The 14,531-nt window shown below is 70.7% G+C and carries 13 protein-coding genes and 1 pseudogene; 5 read left to right on the top strand and 9 right to left on the bottom strand.

The features are described 5' to 3' along the window. Positions 1-147 precede the first annotated feature (147 nt). A complete protein-coding gene (locus AB0E94_RS09575; RefSeq protein ID WP_360324392.1) occupies positions 148-885 on the bottom strand; it encodes an N-acetyltransferase in 738 nt (245 codons plus the stop codon). A gap of 279 nt (positions 886-1,164) precedes the next feature. Here AB0E94_RS09575 and AB0E94_RS09570 point away from each other — a divergent pair, with 279 nt between their 5' ends. Further along, on the top strand, positions 1,165-1,953 hold the full coding sequence (locus AB0E94_RS09570) for a DNA-formamidopyrimidine glycosylase family protein (RefSeq protein WP_360324390.1): 789 nt from the start codon (positions 1,165-1,167) through the stop codon (positions 1,951-1,953). A gap of 214 nt (positions 1,954-2,167) precedes the next feature. On the opposite strand, the pseudogene AB0E94_RS09565 reads toward AB0E94_RS09570, so the two are convergent. The 6 genes and pseudogenes from AB0E94_RS09565 to rimO all read right to left on the bottom strand — a co-directional run. Continuing rightward, a pseudogene (locus tag AB0E94_RS09565) lies at positions 2,168-2,920 on the bottom strand (hypothetical protein); the annotation flags it as partial. A 31-nt stretch (positions 2,921-2,951) separates the two neighbouring features. After that, a complete protein-coding gene (locus AB0E94_RS09560) occupies positions 2,952-3,812 on the bottom strand; it encodes a PspA/IM30 family protein (protein WP_360324388.1) in 861 nt (286 codons plus the stop codon). Positions 3,813-4,235: 423 nt separating this feature from the next. Further along, positions 4,236-4,604, bottom strand: coding sequence for a helix-turn-helix transcriptional regulator (locus tag AB0E94_RS09555; protein ID WP_360324386.1), 369 nt, complete (start codon positions 4,602-4,604; stop codon positions 4,236-4,238). 158 nt (positions 4,605-4,762) lie between these two features. After that, entirely contained in the window at positions 4,763-5,254 is a 492-nt protein-coding gene (locus tag AB0E94_RS09550; protein WP_360324384.1) for a CinA family protein, read from the bottom strand. Positions 5,255-5,279: 25 nt separating this feature from the next. Next, entirely contained in the window at positions 5,280-5,864 is a 585-nt protein-coding gene (gene pgsA, locus AB0E94_RS09545; protein ID WP_360324382.1) for a CDP-diacylglycerol--glycerol-3-phosphate 3-phosphatidyltransferase, read from the bottom strand. Then, entirely contained in the window at positions 5,861-7,318 is a 1,458-nt protein-coding gene (gene rimO, locus AB0E94_RS09540; protein WP_360324380.1) for a 30S ribosomal protein S12 methylthiotransferase RimO, read from the bottom strand. Before rimO ends, pgsA begins: the two co-directional genes overlap by 4 nt. Positions 7,319-7,435: 117 nt before the next feature. On the opposite strand from rimO, the gene AB0E94_RS09535 reads away from it, so the two are divergent. The 3 genes from AB0E94_RS09535 to AB0E94_RS09525 are packed head-to-tail and all read left to right on the top strand — an operon-like array spanning position 7,436 to position 9,778. Then, on the top strand, positions 7,436-8,629 hold the full coding sequence (locus AB0E94_RS09535; RefSeq protein WP_360324378.1) for a glycosyltransferase 87 family protein: 1,194 nt from the start codon (positions 7,436-7,438) through the stop codon (positions 8,627-8,629). Beyond that, positions 8,626-9,285, top strand: a complete 660-nt coding sequence (locus AB0E94_RS09530; protein WP_360324376.1) for a helix-turn-helix domain-containing protein — start codon at positions 8,626-8,628, stop codon at positions 9,283-9,285. The genes AB0E94_RS09535 and AB0E94_RS09530 overlap by 4 nt, the downstream gene beginning before the upstream one ends. A gap of 31 nt (positions 9,286-9,316) precedes the next feature. Further along, entirely contained in the window at positions 9,317-9,778 is a 462-nt protein-coding gene (locus AB0E94_RS09525) for a DUF3291 domain-containing protein (protein ID WP_360324374.1), read from the top strand. On the opposite strand, the gene AB0E94_RS09520 is transcribed toward AB0E94_RS09525, so the two are convergent. Beyond that, positions 9,765-12,299, bottom strand: coding sequence for a DNA translocase FtsK (locus AB0E94_RS09520; protein ID WP_360324372.1), 2,535 nt, complete (start codon positions 12,297-12,299; stop codon positions 9,765-9,767). The two genes, AB0E94_RS09525 and AB0E94_RS09520, sit on opposite strands and share 14 nt — an antisense overlap. An 86-nt stretch (positions 12,300-12,385) precedes the next feature. Here AB0E94_RS09520 and AB0E94_RS09515 point away from each other — a divergent pair, with 86 nt between their 5' ends. Then, positions 12,386-12,805: a YbjN domain-containing protein gene (locus AB0E94_RS09515; protein ID WP_360324370.1), complete on the top strand. Its 420-nt coding sequence runs from the start codon at positions 12,386-12,388 to the stop codon at positions 12,803-12,805. 120 nt (positions 12,806-12,925) lie between these two features. Here AB0E94_RS09515 and AB0E94_RS09510 read toward each other — a convergent pair whose 3' ends face one another. Continuing rightward, positions 12,926-14,482 (bottom strand): S1 family peptidase, encoded by a 1,557-nt coding sequence (locus AB0E94_RS09510; RefSeq protein WP_360324368.1) that lies wholly within the window; start codon positions 14,480-14,482, stop codon positions 12,926-12,928. Positions 14,483-14,531 lie beyond the last annotated feature (49 nt).

The following is a 14,531-nucleotide window of genomic DNA, read 5'->3' as shown; positions in this document are numbered from 1 at the left end:
GGATGCAGATACGTGCAGGATCGGCCCGGATGCGTGCTCGTGCCGGCCCGAGTTTCCGCAGGTAAGCGGTTCCTCGATCAGCCATCAGGGGTCAGCGCTGCCTCGGCGTGCCTGAAACAGCGCTCGGAACCGGCCGGGAGCTGCGGGTCAGATCCGGTGGTGGACCCAGACGTTGGGCTCCACGTAGACGGCGTGATCCTGGGCCGTGTCGCAATGAATCGGGGACAGGGCGCCGGGGACCTCGACCGGACCGGTTCGGTCGAAGGGCAGGCCGGTCCATTCGCGCCACTGCGTCAGTGTTCCCGCATACGTCATGCTGTAGTGCGCGACATTGACGATCCTTGCCCCGGCACGTGCGTGGACCCGCAGCCACGGGTCGATCGGCAGGCCGTCGGGGCGGGTCGCGTGGGCGTACTCATCGATGGGTCTTTGAATGTCCGCGGGTTTTCCGCTGGGCCGGACCGGCGCGACGAGATCGGTGAAGCCGTGCCGGGCGGCGTTGTCGCGCATCGCCTTGAGCATGATGCCGGAGAGACCGGAACCGCGCAGATCAGACCTGATGTTGATTTCCAGGGCGGAGACCATCGTCGGTTTGACGTCGTTGAGCTGGTCGTGCAACGCGGTACGGATCACCCAGTCCCAGCCGCCCTCGGGGAGCCCGGCCGCGATGTCGCCGTCATAGGCGAACGGCACGGAATGCGCCTTGGCCACCGCCCGCCCGGTCTCCCGATCGACCGCGAGCAGCGAGAACTCCGGCCAGAAACGGTCGGCGTAACGGTAGAAGAATCCGCCCGTCGGATCCTTGGTCATGAATTCCGGCCAGCCGCCGTCGAGTTCGTGGTAGAGCTCGGCCCGGTCCCCGATGGGAGCGATATCCAGATCCATACGGGCAGAATTCCAGCCACCCGGCTCCGCGGCATCCGGTTTTCCGGGCACGACGACAGAAACCGGCATACGGCGAGACGAACGGACGCGAGGGCAGAACCGGCACACGGCGAGACGAGCGAGCGCGAGGGCAGAACCGGCATACGGCGAGACGAGCGAGCGCGACGGCAGAACCGGCATACGGCGAGAAGGACGGACGCGACGGCAAGAACGAGCTCGCGGCAGCAAGAACGGGCATGCGGCAGGAAGAACGGGCGCGCGGCGGGGAAGAATGGCGGCATGCCGGAAGGGGACACCGTCTGGAACACCGCCCGCGTGCTGGAGAAGGCCCTGACCGGGGAAACCCTGACCGGTACCGACTTCCGGACGCCCCGGCTGGCCACCACCGACCTGACCGGCTGGACGGTCGCCGAGTCGGCGAGCCGCGGCAAGCATCTGCTGCTGCGCCTGACCCGGGAGGGCCGCCCGCCGCACACCCTCCACTCGCACCTGCGGATGGACGGCGCCTGGCGGGCCTACGCTCCCGGTGAACGCTGGACCGGCCGTCCCGCCCACCTGATCCGGGTGGTGCTGCGCACGGCCCGGTCGGTCGCGGTCGGATACCACCTGCACGAGGTCACCCTGATCCCGACGGTCGGCGAGGACACTCTCGTCGGTCACCTCGGGCCGGATCTGCTGGGCGCCGACTGGGATCCGGCCGAAGCGGTCCGGCGGATCTCCGCGAACCCGTCCGCCACGGTCGCCGAGGCGTTGCTCGATCAGCGGAATCTGGCCGGTGTCGGCAATCTCTACAAGGCGGAGACGCTGTTCCTGCGCGGTCTGTGGCCGTGGACGCCGGTCGCCGCGGTGACCGACCTCACCGGAACGGTCACGTTGGCCCAGAAACTCGTGGCGTCCAACCGGGGCCGCTGGACGCAGACCACCACGGGTTCGCTTCGCAAGGGCGAGACCAGCTATGTGTACGGCCGACGCGCGCAGCCGTGCCGCCGGTGCGGCACGGCGATCCGCAAAGCCGAACAGGACGAACGAGTCACCTACTGGTGCCCGCGCTGCCAGCCCGAGCCCTGACCGACCGCAGTCAGCCCGCAGTGGAACGCGAACCAGGCGTCCGGAATTTGGTGGTCCGCGCTTCGGACAGCTCGCCGAAATCGGCCTCCGGCTGAACCGGCGGCTTGGGCGCCGCAGCGGAAGCAGACGAGCCGGCGGCAGGCTTGGCGGAACCAGAGGAAGCCGAAGAAGACGAGGCGGAAGCCGACGGCGGGGTCGTGGCCGAGAATCCCGGTGTGGTGCGGAACTCGGTGGTCCGCAACTCGGCCAGCCCTTCGGCGATGCCACGGAGCCGGTCGGCCGCGTCGACGAGGCTGAAATACGCCGGATGGCGGCTCTCGGCGACCGGGTGGCCGTCTTCCGCGACGTAACTGGCGGCCGCGGCGACCAACTGCTCATACGCCTCGACGCCCTCGGTGAACTGCTCGGCCAGGCCGGCGTGCGACTCGATCAGCGCGTCACGCTGACCGGGCTGCGCCAACGGGATGGCCCGTTCCACGCTGGCGACCCGCTGACCCAGGTCACGCAGCCACTGCTCGGCGGTGGCCGCCTCCAGCATCGCGGTCTCGCCGGCCCCGGTGAGCCGGCCGGCCAGCCCGACCATGGCCTGCGAGGCCCGGTCGAGCCGGTCCCACGCGTCGGCGATCGCCGAGCCGCGCAACGCATACCTGCCGCGCTGGCGCCGGACCTCCCGCAGCACCGTCTGCCCGGCCGGGAACCGCTGAAGCGCCCTGCTCAACTTGTCCTCGGGGAGCGAGGGCGGCGGGGCTGGAGTCGCGGCGAGCTCGCGATGGTCCTTCCACCGCCACACGGCGAGGACCACCGACGCTCCGGCCGCGGCCGCCCAGCCCGCGTCACCGGCGCCGATCCCCGCGTAGGGCGTGAGGACGGCCGCCGCAGCGGTCAGGCCACCACCCAGCACGCTCCACCGCCGCGCCGAACCCCGCAGCCGCTTGAGCCGCCGGAAGTACCTGGCCCGCTCGTCCACCGTCGCTCCCCCTCGTCTCTGCCGGGACCGGTCAGCCGGCCGCGCTGGTGTCGCCGCGCTTCTGGTTGAGGCTGGCGCGGATCTCGTCGAGACGGGCCACACTCGCCGCGTCGGCGGCCGGGGTGGCGGGCTGCTCGACCGCCGGCTGTGCGGCCGCGCCGCCCAGTTTCTCGCCCGCCATGCTGGAGCGGATCTGCTCGAGACGAGACGCGCCGGCCAGGTCCAGGCTGGACTTCTGCACCTCCAGCATGCGGCCCTCGACCGAGTTGGAGGCCAGCTCGGCCCGGCCCATCGCATTCGCATACCGCTGCTCGATCTTGTCGCGCACCTGGTCCAGCGACGGGGTGTTGCCCGGCGCGGCAAGCTGCGACATCGACTCGAGCGACTTGGCCACGGTCTCCTGCATCTTGGCCTGCTCCAGCTGGCTCAGCAGGCGGGACCGCTCGGCGATCCGCTGCTGGAGGAGCATCGCGTTGTTCTCGACCGCCTTGCGGGCCTGACCGGCGGCGCCGAGAGCCTGGTCGTGGAGGGTCTTCAGGTCCTCCATCGACTGCTCACCGGCGACCAGCTGGGTGGCCAGGGTCTGCGCGGTCTGCTCATACTTCTGGGCCTCGGACTCGTCACCGGCGGCGCGGGCCCGGTCGGCGAGCACCAGGGCCTGGCGCGCCATGCCCTGCAGCTTCTCGACCTCGGACATCTGCCGGGACAGCTTCATCTCGAGCTGCCGCTGGTTGCCGATGACGGCCGCGGCCTGCTGCACGAGCGCCTGGTGCTGACGCTGGGCGTCCTCGATGGCCTGCTGGATCTGGACCTTCGGGTCGGCGTATTCGTCGATCTTCGCGCCGAAGAGCGCCATCACGTAATGCCAGCCCTTGACGAACGGATTCGCCATCTCGTGGTGTCCCCTCAAATGTCGCTCCGTCGGACGCGTCACCGCGGTATCGAATCGGTGACGCCAAACCATCGTGACAGCCGGACGCCAGCCGCGTCACGGGTCCTCGGGGGGATCTCAGGGTCTCCCCTGGCATCGAGGCTACGCTCCCCTGACCTCTCCCGGCGAGGCACGAAAGGCCCGCCATCGAACGGCACGAGAACGGCGCGGCACGAAACGGGCGCGGCACGAAAGCGGCGCGCCACCAAAGCCCCACGGCAGGAATCGGGCGGGGCACGAAAGCGACGCGCCACCAAAGCCCCACGGCACGAAACGGGCGCGGCACGGCGGCGGCGCGCCGCAAGGCCCCACGACACGAAACGGCCCGGGACGAAACAGGCCGGACCACTCCCATGGAGCGGCCCGGCGCAGACGTCTTCATGATCAGGCGGCGTAGACGATGTCCCGCTTCGGTTTCCGGGTCGCGTGCAGCGTCGCCTTCAGTGGCGACTCCTGGCGCACCGAGACCGCGACATCCCCGGCCTTCTCGTCGATGGGGACGAGCACACCCTCCATGTTCTCGGCGAGGGACAGCGTGTTGCTGACCTCACTGAGCAACTCGGAGAGGCGGGCGCCGAGAGCATCGCAGATGGCGGCGAGAAGCTCGCTGGACGCCTCTTTCTGCCCACGCTCGATCTCGGACAGATATCCCAGGCTGACGTTTGCGGCGGTCGACACCTCGCGCAGCGTGCGGTGCTGCCCCTGCCGGCGCGCACGAAGAGCGTCGCCGATAACGCGGCGTAGCAGGACCATGGCACCTCCTCCTGCGGCGGGGCCGCCGGCTGACGCCGGAGGCTTCCCGCAACCGTACCTGGCGTTAGCCGCGCCGACATCCCGCCCCGCCGAATTCCCGGGCCGGGCAGCCCGGGGCGGAACCGGACAACAGACGCATCAATGGAAGTAATCCCAGCTCAGAGACGCGCGGGCGGCTCTTGGAGAGAGTCGGTCAGCAATTGCAGGACGGCCGTCACACTTTCGGTGCGGATGGCCGCGCGGTTTCCGTCCAGTTTCAGCTCGCGCACGGTGGCCCCGGCCGGACCGGCGACCGCGACATAGACCAGCCCGACCGGCTTGCCGTCCTGCGGCTCCGGACCGGCCACCCCGGTGGTCGCCAGGCCCCAGTCGGCGCCGCAACGGGCCCGTGCGCCCTCGGCCAGAGCGGCCGCCACGTCACCGTCGACCGGGCCGCGCTCCGCCAGCAGCACCTCGGGCACATCGGCGAGCCGGGACTTGAGCTCTGTCGCATACACCACGAGGCCGCCCCGGAAGACGGCGCTCACCCCGGGGATCTCGACGACGGTCGCCGCCACCAGGCCACCGGTGAGCGACTCCGCGGTCGCCAGGGTCTCGCGCCTGCCGACCAGCGCGTGCACCGCCGCAGCCGCGGCCACGGACATCTCCATCGGATCTCCTCGGGCTGTCGGGGTCTTACGGCCGGGCGCCGCGCCGCAGCCTGAGCGCCTGGAGGACGTAGTCGGCGCCGGTGACCACGGTGACCACCAGGGCGGCCCCCATCAGCACCACACCGACCAGATGGAACGGCTCCGGCACGGGCCACAGATACCACGCGATGGCGGCGGTCTGCAGCCCGGTCTTGAGCTTGCCACCCCGGGAGGCGGGGATGATGCCGTACTTGATGACCCAGAAGCGGAGAGCCGTCACACCCCACTCGCGGATCAGGATGATCACGGTCACCCACCACGACAGCGGGCCGTAGAGGGAGAGCAGGACCAGGGCGGTGCCGGTGAGCGCCTTGTCCGCGATCGGGTCGGCGACCTTGCCGAACGAGGTGACCAGATGCCATTTCCGGGCGATCCAGCCGTCCGCGAAGTCGGTCGCCGAGGCGATGCAGAACGCCAGACACGCGGCGATCCGCCAGTCCGGGTCGTTCATCTCGGAGACGACGACCAGGACGAGGAAGACCGGCACCAGCACGATCCGGACCACGGTCAGCGCGTTCGCCGCGTTGTAGAGCGACACCACGCGCGGCGCGGGCACCGGCTCGTCGGTCACCGGGTCACCGGGGCGGCCGAGATCATCTCCGTCGGCACCGCGATCAGGTCCACGCCCTCGGTGCCGGTGACGCGGGCGCGGACCAGGTCACCGGGGCGCAGCATCGTCAGGTCGACCCCGTCACCGCCGGCGACCAGGGTGGTGGAGCCGTCGACCTCGGGCGCCTGGTGCTCGGCCCGGCCCTCGATCTCACCATCGTCGATCGAGTCGACCAGCACCTCGACGGTCTCGCCGAGCCGGTCCTCGGCGCGCTGGGCGCAGAGCTCCTCGGCGAGGGCGACCACCTTCGCGTACCGCCGCTTGATCGTCGCGTCGCTCAGCTTGCCGGACAGGCCGGCCGCCTCGGTCCCGTCCTCGTCGCTGTAGTCGAAGACGCCGATGGCGTCGAGGCGCGCCTCGGTGAGGAAGCGGATCAGCTCGTCGACGTCCTGCTTGGTCTCGCCGGGGAAACCGACGATGAAGTTGCTCCGGGCGCCCGCCGCCGGGGACAGCTTGCGGGCCGAGTCGAGCAGCTCCAGGAAGCGATCGGTGGAGCCGAACCGCCGCATCCGGCGCAGCACCGGCTCGCTGGAGTGCTGGAAGGAGAGGTCGTAGTAGGCGGCCACGCCGGGGGTGGTGGCGATCGCCTCGACCAGGCCGGGGCGGGTCTCGGCGGGCTGGAGGTAGCTGGCCCGGACCCGGACGATGCCCTCGACCGCGGCCAGCTGCGGCAGCAGTTTCTCCAGCAGGCGCGGGTCGCCCAGGTCCTTGCCGTAGGACGTGCTGTTCTCACTCACCAGGACCAGCTCGCGGACGCCGGACTTGGCCAGCCACTCGGCCTCGGCCAGCAGCTCCTGCGGGTCACGGGAGACGAAAGCGCCGCGGAAGGCCGGGATCGCGCAGAACGCGCAGCGCCGGTCGCAGCCGCTGGCCAGCTTGAGCGAGGCGACCGGGCCGGTGTCGAGCCGGCGGCGCAGCACCGTGCGCAGGTGGGCCGGGGTGTGCTCGTCGACCGTGGCGTGGCCGGGCACGACCACCTTGGCGGCGTGCCGCTCGACGGGCGTGATGGGGAGCAGCTCGCGGCGGTCGCGCGGGACGTGCGAGACGTGGCTCTCGCCGCGCAGCACGCTCTCCAGACGGTCGGTGATGTCGGTGTAGTCGTCGAAGCCGAGCACCGCGTTCGCCTCGGGGAGGTTCTCGGCGAGCTCCTTGCCATACCGCTCGGCCATGCAGCCGGCGGCGACCACCTTGGCGCCGGTGTCGGCCGCGGCGAGCAGCGTGTCGATCGAGTCCTGCTTGGCTTTCTCGACGAAGCCACAGGTGTTGACGACGACCACGTCGGCGCCCTCGGCGTCGGTGCCGACCTCCCAGCCGCCGGCGTCGAGGCGGGCGGCCAGCTCTTCCGAGTCGACCTCGTTACGGGCGCAGCCCAGAGTCAGCAGGGCGACACGGCGGGTGGGAGGAGTTCCAGACACCCGACAAGGTTACCGGGCGGCCCGGAGACGGCCTTCCTCCGCTCGGCCGGTCCTGGAAACATCCGATTCGCCCGGTGGGCACGAATGTGTGGCGCCGGGTCGATATCGTCCCTCCTCATGTCCACTCTTCGTGATCCACAGCGGCGCGCCGAGCTGTTCCTGGTCGCCTGTCTGCTGGCAGTGGCCTTCGCGGCGCGGTACGCGGGACGCTCGGAGACGACCCGTGACATGCAGATCTTCTTCACCTGGCACGACCAGCTGGAGCGGGCCGGGGGCTGGCGCGGGCTGGGTGAGGCGATCGGCAACTACAACGCGCCGTTCATGTACCTGCTCTGGTTCGCGTCGGTGCTGCCGGTTCCGCTGCTGATCGGGATCAAGCTGGTCCACGCGGTCTTCGACCTGTTGCTGGCGTTCTTCGTGTTCCGGCTGGTGGAGATGCGCCGGGGCCGCCGGGCCGGGATCGCCGCCGCGCTCGTGGTGATCCTGCTGCCGACCGTGGTGATCAACGCGTCGGTCTGGGGGCAGATGGACTCGATCTGGGCGTCGTTCGCGGTCGGCGGGGTGTGGATGCTGGCCCGCGGCCGGGGCTGGTGGGGTGTCGCGCTCTGCACCGTGTCGCTGGCCTTCAAGCCGCACGGGATCTTCATCTTCGCGCTGGTGGCGCTGCTCGTGCTGGCCGGCCGGCTGCGGGTGCGAACGTTGCTCGCGGTGCCGGCCGTCTGGCTGGCGCTGAGCCTGCCGGCGCTGCTGCTGGGCCGGTCGCCGGGTGAGTTGTTCACCATCTACAGCCTGGACCGGCAGGCCGGGATCATCGACGAGCTGACCACCAAGGCGCCGACGATCTTCGCCTTCCTGGAGGGCACCCGGCGGCTGGACACCGCCCGGCACCTGGGTTACCTGCTGACCGCGGCGCTGGTGCTGGGGATCCTCCTGCTGGTGATCGCGCGCCGGGCACGGCTGGACGAGACCCGGATCGTGATGCTGGCGGCGCTGTTCGCGATGCTGATTCCGTTCGGGCTGCCGGGCATGCACGAGCGGTATTTCTATCTGGCCGACGTGCTGACCGTGGTCCTGGTCTTCCACGTGCCCCGGTTGTGGTTGGTGCCGCTGCTGGTCCAGGCGGCCTCGCTGGGCTCCTACACCTATTTCCTGTTCGGCCAGACCCTGGAGCAGCTGGATCTGCGGGTGCTCGCGGCGCTGATGCTGGTCGCGCTGATCGCGGTCGGGCACACCCTGGTCCGGGACGTGCTCGGGGAACGCGCGAGCACGCCTCTACCACCAAAGCCGGTTGATAATACGATGGCGGAGTGACGACACCCGACCATCTGGACGATCTCGACGCCGTGACCGCGCTGGCCGACCGGGTGCGGCGGGCGGCGTACCGGGCGGTGGCCGACGCGGCGCCGGATCCGGCCGGGCGGGACGAGGTGGCCGAGGCGCTCGGCGTGGGCCGCACCTTGGCGGCGTTCCACCTGGACAAACTCGTCGATGCCGGGCTGCTCGAGGTCTCGTACGCTCGCCGGTCGGGCCGGAGCGGGCCGGGCGCCGGACGTCCCGCCAAGCTGTACCGGCTGTCCGCGGCGGAGCACGCGGTGAGCGTGCCGCCGCGCGCCTACCGCAGTGCCGCCGAGTTGCTGGCCGAGGCCCTGGAACGGTCCGGCGCCGAGGAGACCCTCTATCGGGTGGCCGGGGAGCACGGCCGCAAGGCCGGGCCGGCGCCGGACGTCACGACGCTGCTCACCGGCAACGGCTACGAGCCGGCCACCCGCGAGGACGGCCGGATCGAGCTGCGCAACTGCCCCTATCACCGGGTGGCCGAGCAGTTCCCGCCGCTGATCTGCGGGATGAACCTGGCGATGCTCAACGGCCTGCTGGAGGGCGCCGGCCTGGCCGGCGAGTGGTGCGCCCGGATGGATCCGGCGCCGGGCCGCTGCTGTGTCACCGTCTCTAAAAACAAAATCGATTGACTTTAGCTGTACGGCCTGATGAAGTGACCGCATGACGGACTTCCATTTGGCCCAGATGAACGTCGCCAAGCTCCGTGCCCCGGAAGGGGATCCCCTGGTCGCCGAGTTCACGGCCGGCGTCGACCTGATGAACGAACTGGCCGACCGCTCCCCCGGCTTCATCTGGCGGCTCAAGGAGGAGGACGTCGACCTGGCGGCGCTCGGGATCCAGCCGGCGCCACCCGAGATGATCGCCACGATGTCGGTCTGGGAGTCCCTGGAGGCGCTCCGGGGCTACGTCTACCACTCCACCCATCTCGACTACCTGCGCCGCCGCCGGGAGTGGTTCGTCCCCGGCGAGTCGGCGATGGTCCTGTGGTGGGTCGAGGCCGGCCGCATCCCGACGCTCCGGGACGGGCTCCAGCGACTGGCCCTGCTCGGCGCGGAGGGCCCCGGACCGCGCGCGTTCACGTTCCGGCAGCCGTTCCCCGCGCCGGAGCTCAGTCGACCTTGAGCGCGGCCAGCGACTCCTCCAGCTCGTCCGGCTTGATCAGCACGTCGCGCGCCTTGGAACCCTCGGACGGCCCGACGATGCCCCGGGTCTCCATCAGGTCCATCAGGCGGCCCGCCTTCGCGAAACCCACCCGCAGCTTGCGCTGAAGCATCGAGGTCGAGCCGAACTGGCTGGACACCACCAGCTCGATGGCCTGGATCAGCAGCGCCAGGTCGTCGCCGATCTCCTCGTCGATGTCCTTCTTCTTGGCGGCCGGAGCGTCGGTGACGCCCTCGGCGAACTCCGCCTCGCGCTGCTCCCGGCAGAACTTGACGACCGCCGCGATCTCCGACTCGTCGACCCAGGCGCCCTGGATCCGGGTCGGCTTGGACGCGCCCATCGGCAGGAACAGGCCGTCACCGCGGCCGAGCAGCTTCTCGGCGCCCGGCTGGTCCAGGATGACCCGGGAGTCGGCCAGCGACGACGTGGCGAACGCCAGACGGGACGGCACGTTCGCCTTGATCAGGCCGGTGACCACGTCGACCGACGGGCGCTGGGTGGCCAGCACCAGGTGGATGCCGGCGGCCCGGGCCAGCTGGGTGATCCGGACGACCGAGTCCTCCACGTCACGCGGGGCGACCATCATCAGATCGGCCAGCTCGTCGACGATCACCAGCAGATAGGGGTACGGCTTCATCTCCCGCTCACTGCCCGGCGGCGCCTTGATCTCGCCGTTGCGCACCTTGCGGTTGAAGTCGTCGATGTGGCGCACCCCGTTGGCGGCGAGGTCGTCGTAGCGCATGTCCATCTCACGGACCACCCACTCCAGGGCGTCCGCGGCCTTCTTCGGGTTCGTGACGATCGGCGTGACGAGGTGCGGGATGCCCTCGTACGCGGTCATCTCCACCCGCTTCGGGTCGATCAGCAGTAGCCGTACCTCATCGGGGGTGGCTCTGCTCAGAAGCGACACCAACAGTGAGTTGAGGCAGGAGCTCTTGCCGGCGCCGGTGGCGCCGGCGATCAGGATGTGCGGCATCTTCGCGAGGTTCGCGGTGACGAACCCGCCCTCGATGTCCTTGCCGAGCGCGACCACCATCGGATGGTGGTCGCCGGTGGCGGCCCGGGAGCGCAGCACGTCGCCGAGCGACACGTTCTCCGGATCGGTGTTCGGGATCTCCACGCCGACCGCGCTCTTGCCCGGGATCGGGCTGAGGATCCGCACGTCGGGCGACTTCACCGCGTAGGCGATGTTGCGGGAGAGCTGGGTGATCCGCTCCACCTTGGTGCCCGGGCCGATCTCCACCTCGTAACGGGTGACCGTCGGGCCGCGGGTGAAGCCGGTGACCACGGCGTCCACGTTGAACTGTTCGAACACGCCGGTGAGCGCGGCCATGATCTCGTCGTTGGCGCGGCTGCGGGCCTTCGCCGGGGCGCCGACGGCGAGCAGGCTCGGCGGCGGCAGGCGGTAGTCGCCCTTGACCGCCGAGATCTCCAGCTGCTCGGCCCGGGTCGGCGCCGGCGAGTGCTCGGGCGGCTTCTTCCGGCTCTTCGGCATCTTCGGCAGGGCCACCGTGTCGTGCAGGATGATCTCTTCGTCGAAGTCGTCCGGTGGTTCCTCATCGACCAGCGGCGCGACCTGGGCCTGCGAGCCCTGCCGCCGGCGGGCCGGGCGCCTCGGCTTCGCCGGCTCGTCCAGGATCTCGTCGAGATCCACGTCCAGGTCGGCGTCGGGCTCCGGAAGCGGGCGCTCGGTGTGCCGGCCGGAACGGCCGGAGACCAGATCGAGCAGGAGCGCGACGCGCTCCGGGATCTTGGCGATCGGCGTCGCGGTGATCACCAGAAGACCGAAGGCGAAGAGCAACAGCAGCAGCGGTACGGCCACCCAGTCGGTCACCGCACGTTCGAGCAGCCCGCCGACGCCGAAGCCGAGCAGACCGCCGGCCTGGTCGACGGTCGGATTGGCCGATCGCGGGCCGGAGATGTGCAGCAGGGCGGCGGTGGCCACGATGATCGCGGTCCAGCCGACCAGGGTGCGCCCGCGATGCTCCGGATCGACCGGCTGGCGCATCAACCGGATCGAGCCGTAGAACAGCAGCAGCGGCAGGAGCACCGCGAGGCTGCCGAGGAACAGCCGCACCATGTCGGCCACCCAGAGCCCGACCGGCCCGGCGCTGCCCGCCCAGACCGCGACCGCGATCAGGATGGCGACACCGAGCATGAACAGGCCGGCGCCGTCCCGACGGTGCTCGGGCCCGATCGCGCGGGCGCTCGCCGCCTGCCGGCCGGCGCCACGGGCCAGCCAGCCGACCCCGCCGGCCACCCCGAGCCAGAGGCTGCCGAGGCCGCGGGCTATGCCGGGCCCGACCGCGGGCGGCGGCGCCTTACGGACCGCCGGGCGCCGGGCGGCCGGTTTGCGCGCGGCCGCCTTGCCGGTAGCCTTACCCGTCGCTTTACGTGCCGGTTGCTGGGCGCGGTTGACCGCCGCGCCCCGAGTCGTGGACGCGGCGCGGCTCCGGCCCGCCGGAGGAGTTCGGCCCGCCATGGATGTCACCGTAGCCGGGCGGGGCCGCTCTGCCGAGAAGGCGCACCGCGACTGCTTTTCACTTTCCCGGCATTTACCATCGTAAGGTGCAGCCTCTCAGCAACGACTTGATCAAGGCCGCCCTGGACAAGCGCGGCTTCGCGTACTTCGTCGATGCCGACGGTGACATCGCCGGCAACTTCCAGGGCAATCTCATCTACTTCTTCCGCCTCGGCCAGCGGCAGGAGATCCTCCAGGTGCGGGCGATGATGCAGCACGTCTTCTCGGTCGAGGACGTGCCGAGGCTCTACGAGTTCTGCAACACGTGGAACCGGGACCAGCTGTGGCCCAAGGCGTACGTGCAGGTGACCGACGAGGGTCAGGCCATCGTGGTGGGCGAGGTCACCACCGACTGGGAGCACGGCGCCACCCTCGAACAACTCGACCAGGTCATCCTCTGTGGCGTGGCGACCGGCTGCCGGCTCGGCGAAGCGCTTGGAGAGATGAAATCGGGGTCCCCACGCTGAGCGTGAGGACCCCGATCCTGGTCGCCGGATCACGGAGCCCCGGCCGGGCATGCGGTCTCCGTGCCCGGCGGTGGGACCGGTCCGGGCGGCTTCCACGCCCGGACCCGTCCCGGATCAGCGTTACTGGACGTTGAAGCCCAGGCTGTACGAGCCGGTGCCGGAGGTGGCCACCACGACGTACCGGTAGGTGCCGGACCGGCCGGTGAAGGACAGCGTCTTGTCACCGGCGCCGGTGGACTGGGCCACCGTCTTGAACTGGCCGCGGTTGTTCGCCTTCTGCAGCACCAGGTCGAAGTCGGCGCCGGCCGGGGCGTCCAGGCAGGCGGTGTGCGTGCCGGCGCGGGCCCGGTAGGCCCCGCCGTTCGGCTGCGCCTGCGCCGTGCCGGCCCGGTTGATGGTGCCGTCACGCTGGACCGGGAGAGCGTCGCACTCGGACGCCTCCTCGCCCTCCTCCGCCGGCGGAGCGCTGGTCGGCGGCGTGGTCGCCTCGCCGCCACCGGCCTCGCCCTCGGTGGTGACCAGGGTCAGGTTCTGCGCCGCCAGGATCTCGTTGAGCGGCTGGAAGAACGTCTCGCCACCGGCCGTGCAGTCGCCGGAACCGCCCGAGGTCACACCCTGGGCCTGGTCGCCGGAGAGCCACGGGCCGCCGGAGTCACCACCCTCGGCGCAGACGTCGGTACGGGTCAGGCCGGTGACCGTGCCCTCCGGGTACTGGACCGTCTGGTTCTTGGCCAGCACCGTGCCACAGAACGTGCCGGTGGTGGAACCGGAACGACAGATCGCCGCGCCGACCGGGGCCTCGGTGTTGCCGGCCACCGGCAGTTCGTTGCCCTCGAAGTCGTTCACCACCGGACGCGGGGTCCAGTCGTCGTTCACCGCGACGAAGCCCATGTCGGCGTTGCCCGGGAAGACCGAGAACTCGACGGTGCCCTGCGCCTCGTTGTTGAAGCCGGTGGTGGCGGTGCCCTCCTCGCCGCAGTGACCGGCCGTGACGAAACCTGTCGTCACCGAGAAGCCGATCGAGCAGCGGGCCTGGCCACCACCGATGTTGATGAAGTACGGGTCCGCGCCGCGCACGTCGAACAGCGGCTTCGGCTGCGCGTCGCTGATCTTCACGGTCAGCGCCTCGGTGGCGACACCGGCCCGGCGGGCCACCGCGAGCGCCTCGGACTTCTCACCGGGCTGCGCGACCAGGACCACCTTGTTGGTGGGCACGTCGACATACCAGCCGGTCAGGCCGTCGACCTCGGCCGCGGCCGTGTCGAGTTTGGTCTTCAACGCGTCCAGCTCGGCTTCGCTCCGCTTGACCAGCACCGGTACGGCACCGGCGGCCTTCACCGCCGACGCCGCGTCGGAGTCGGTCACCGCGACCTTGAGCGTGGTGCCGTCGGACGCGAGCCATGCGCCCGCGTAGTCCTCACCGGTCTGCGCGGCGAGCGTCGCCGAGACCCCGCCCGCCCACTCCGAGCGGGCCAGCCGGGTGGCCGCCTGTTCACTGTCGAGACCGAGGTCACGTTTCATGGCTGCGAGCAGCTCCGGGGACAGTCCGCCCGGAGTGCTCGAAGCCTTCGACCCGCCGGTCTCTTCGGTGCCGGCGAGCGACGGCAGGGTGAAGGCGACCGCCGCCGCACCCGCCACCGCAACAACCGCCCCTACGGCGATCGCACTGCGCTGCATCTGGAGAACTCCTTCCGCCACAGGTGCCGTGGGGGCGGCACCGTGCCAA

The sequence above is a fragment of the Actinoplanes sp. NPDC026670 genome (assembly GCF_040638175.1).
GTDB lineage: Bacteria > Actinomycetota > Actinomycetes > Mycobacteriales > Micromonosporaceae > Actinoplanes.
This window is presented reverse-complemented; position numbering and strand designations above follow the sequence as displayed.

What these genes read in the sequence shown, in the direction of transcription:
- AB0E94_RS09575 (WP_360324392.1), bottom strand. Translation starts at nt 885, where the DNA reads ATGGATCTGGATATCGCTCCCATCGGGGACCGGGCCGAGCTCTACCAC.
- AB0E94_RS09570 (WP_360324390.1), top strand. Translation starts at nt 1,165, where the DNA reads ATGCCGGAAGGGGACACCGTCTGGAACACCGCCCGCGTGCTGGAGAAG.
- AB0E94_RS09560 (WP_360324388.1), bottom strand. Translation starts at nt 3,812, where the DNA reads ATGGCGAATCCGTTCGTCAAGGGCTGGCATTACGTGATGGCGCTCTTC.
- AB0E94_RS09555 (WP_360324386.1), bottom strand. Translation starts at nt 4,604, where the DNA reads ATGGTCCTGCTACGCCGCGTTATCGGCGACGCTCTTCGTGCGCGCCGG.
- AB0E94_RS09550 (WP_360324384.1), bottom strand. Translation starts at nt 5,254, where the DNA reads ATGGAGATGTCCGTGGCCGCGGCTGCGGCGGTGCACGCGCTGGTCGGC.
- AB0E94_RS09535 (WP_360324378.1), top strand. Translation starts at nt 7,436, where the DNA reads ATGTCCACTCTTCGTGATCCACAGCGGCGCGCCGAGCTGTTCCTGGTC.
- AB0E94_RS09525 (WP_360324374.1), top strand. Translation starts at nt 9,317, where the DNA reads ATGACGGACTTCCATTTGGCCCAGATGAACGTCGCCAAGCTCCGTGCC.
- AB0E94_RS09520 (WP_360324372.1), bottom strand. Translation starts at nt 12,299, where the DNA reads ATGGCGGGCCGAACTCCTCCGGCGGGCCGGAGCCGCGCCGCGTCCACG.
- AB0E94_RS09510 (WP_360324368.1), bottom strand. Translation starts at nt 14,482, where the DNA reads ATGCAGCGCAGTGCGATCGCCGTAGGGGCGGTTGTTGCGGTGGCGGGT.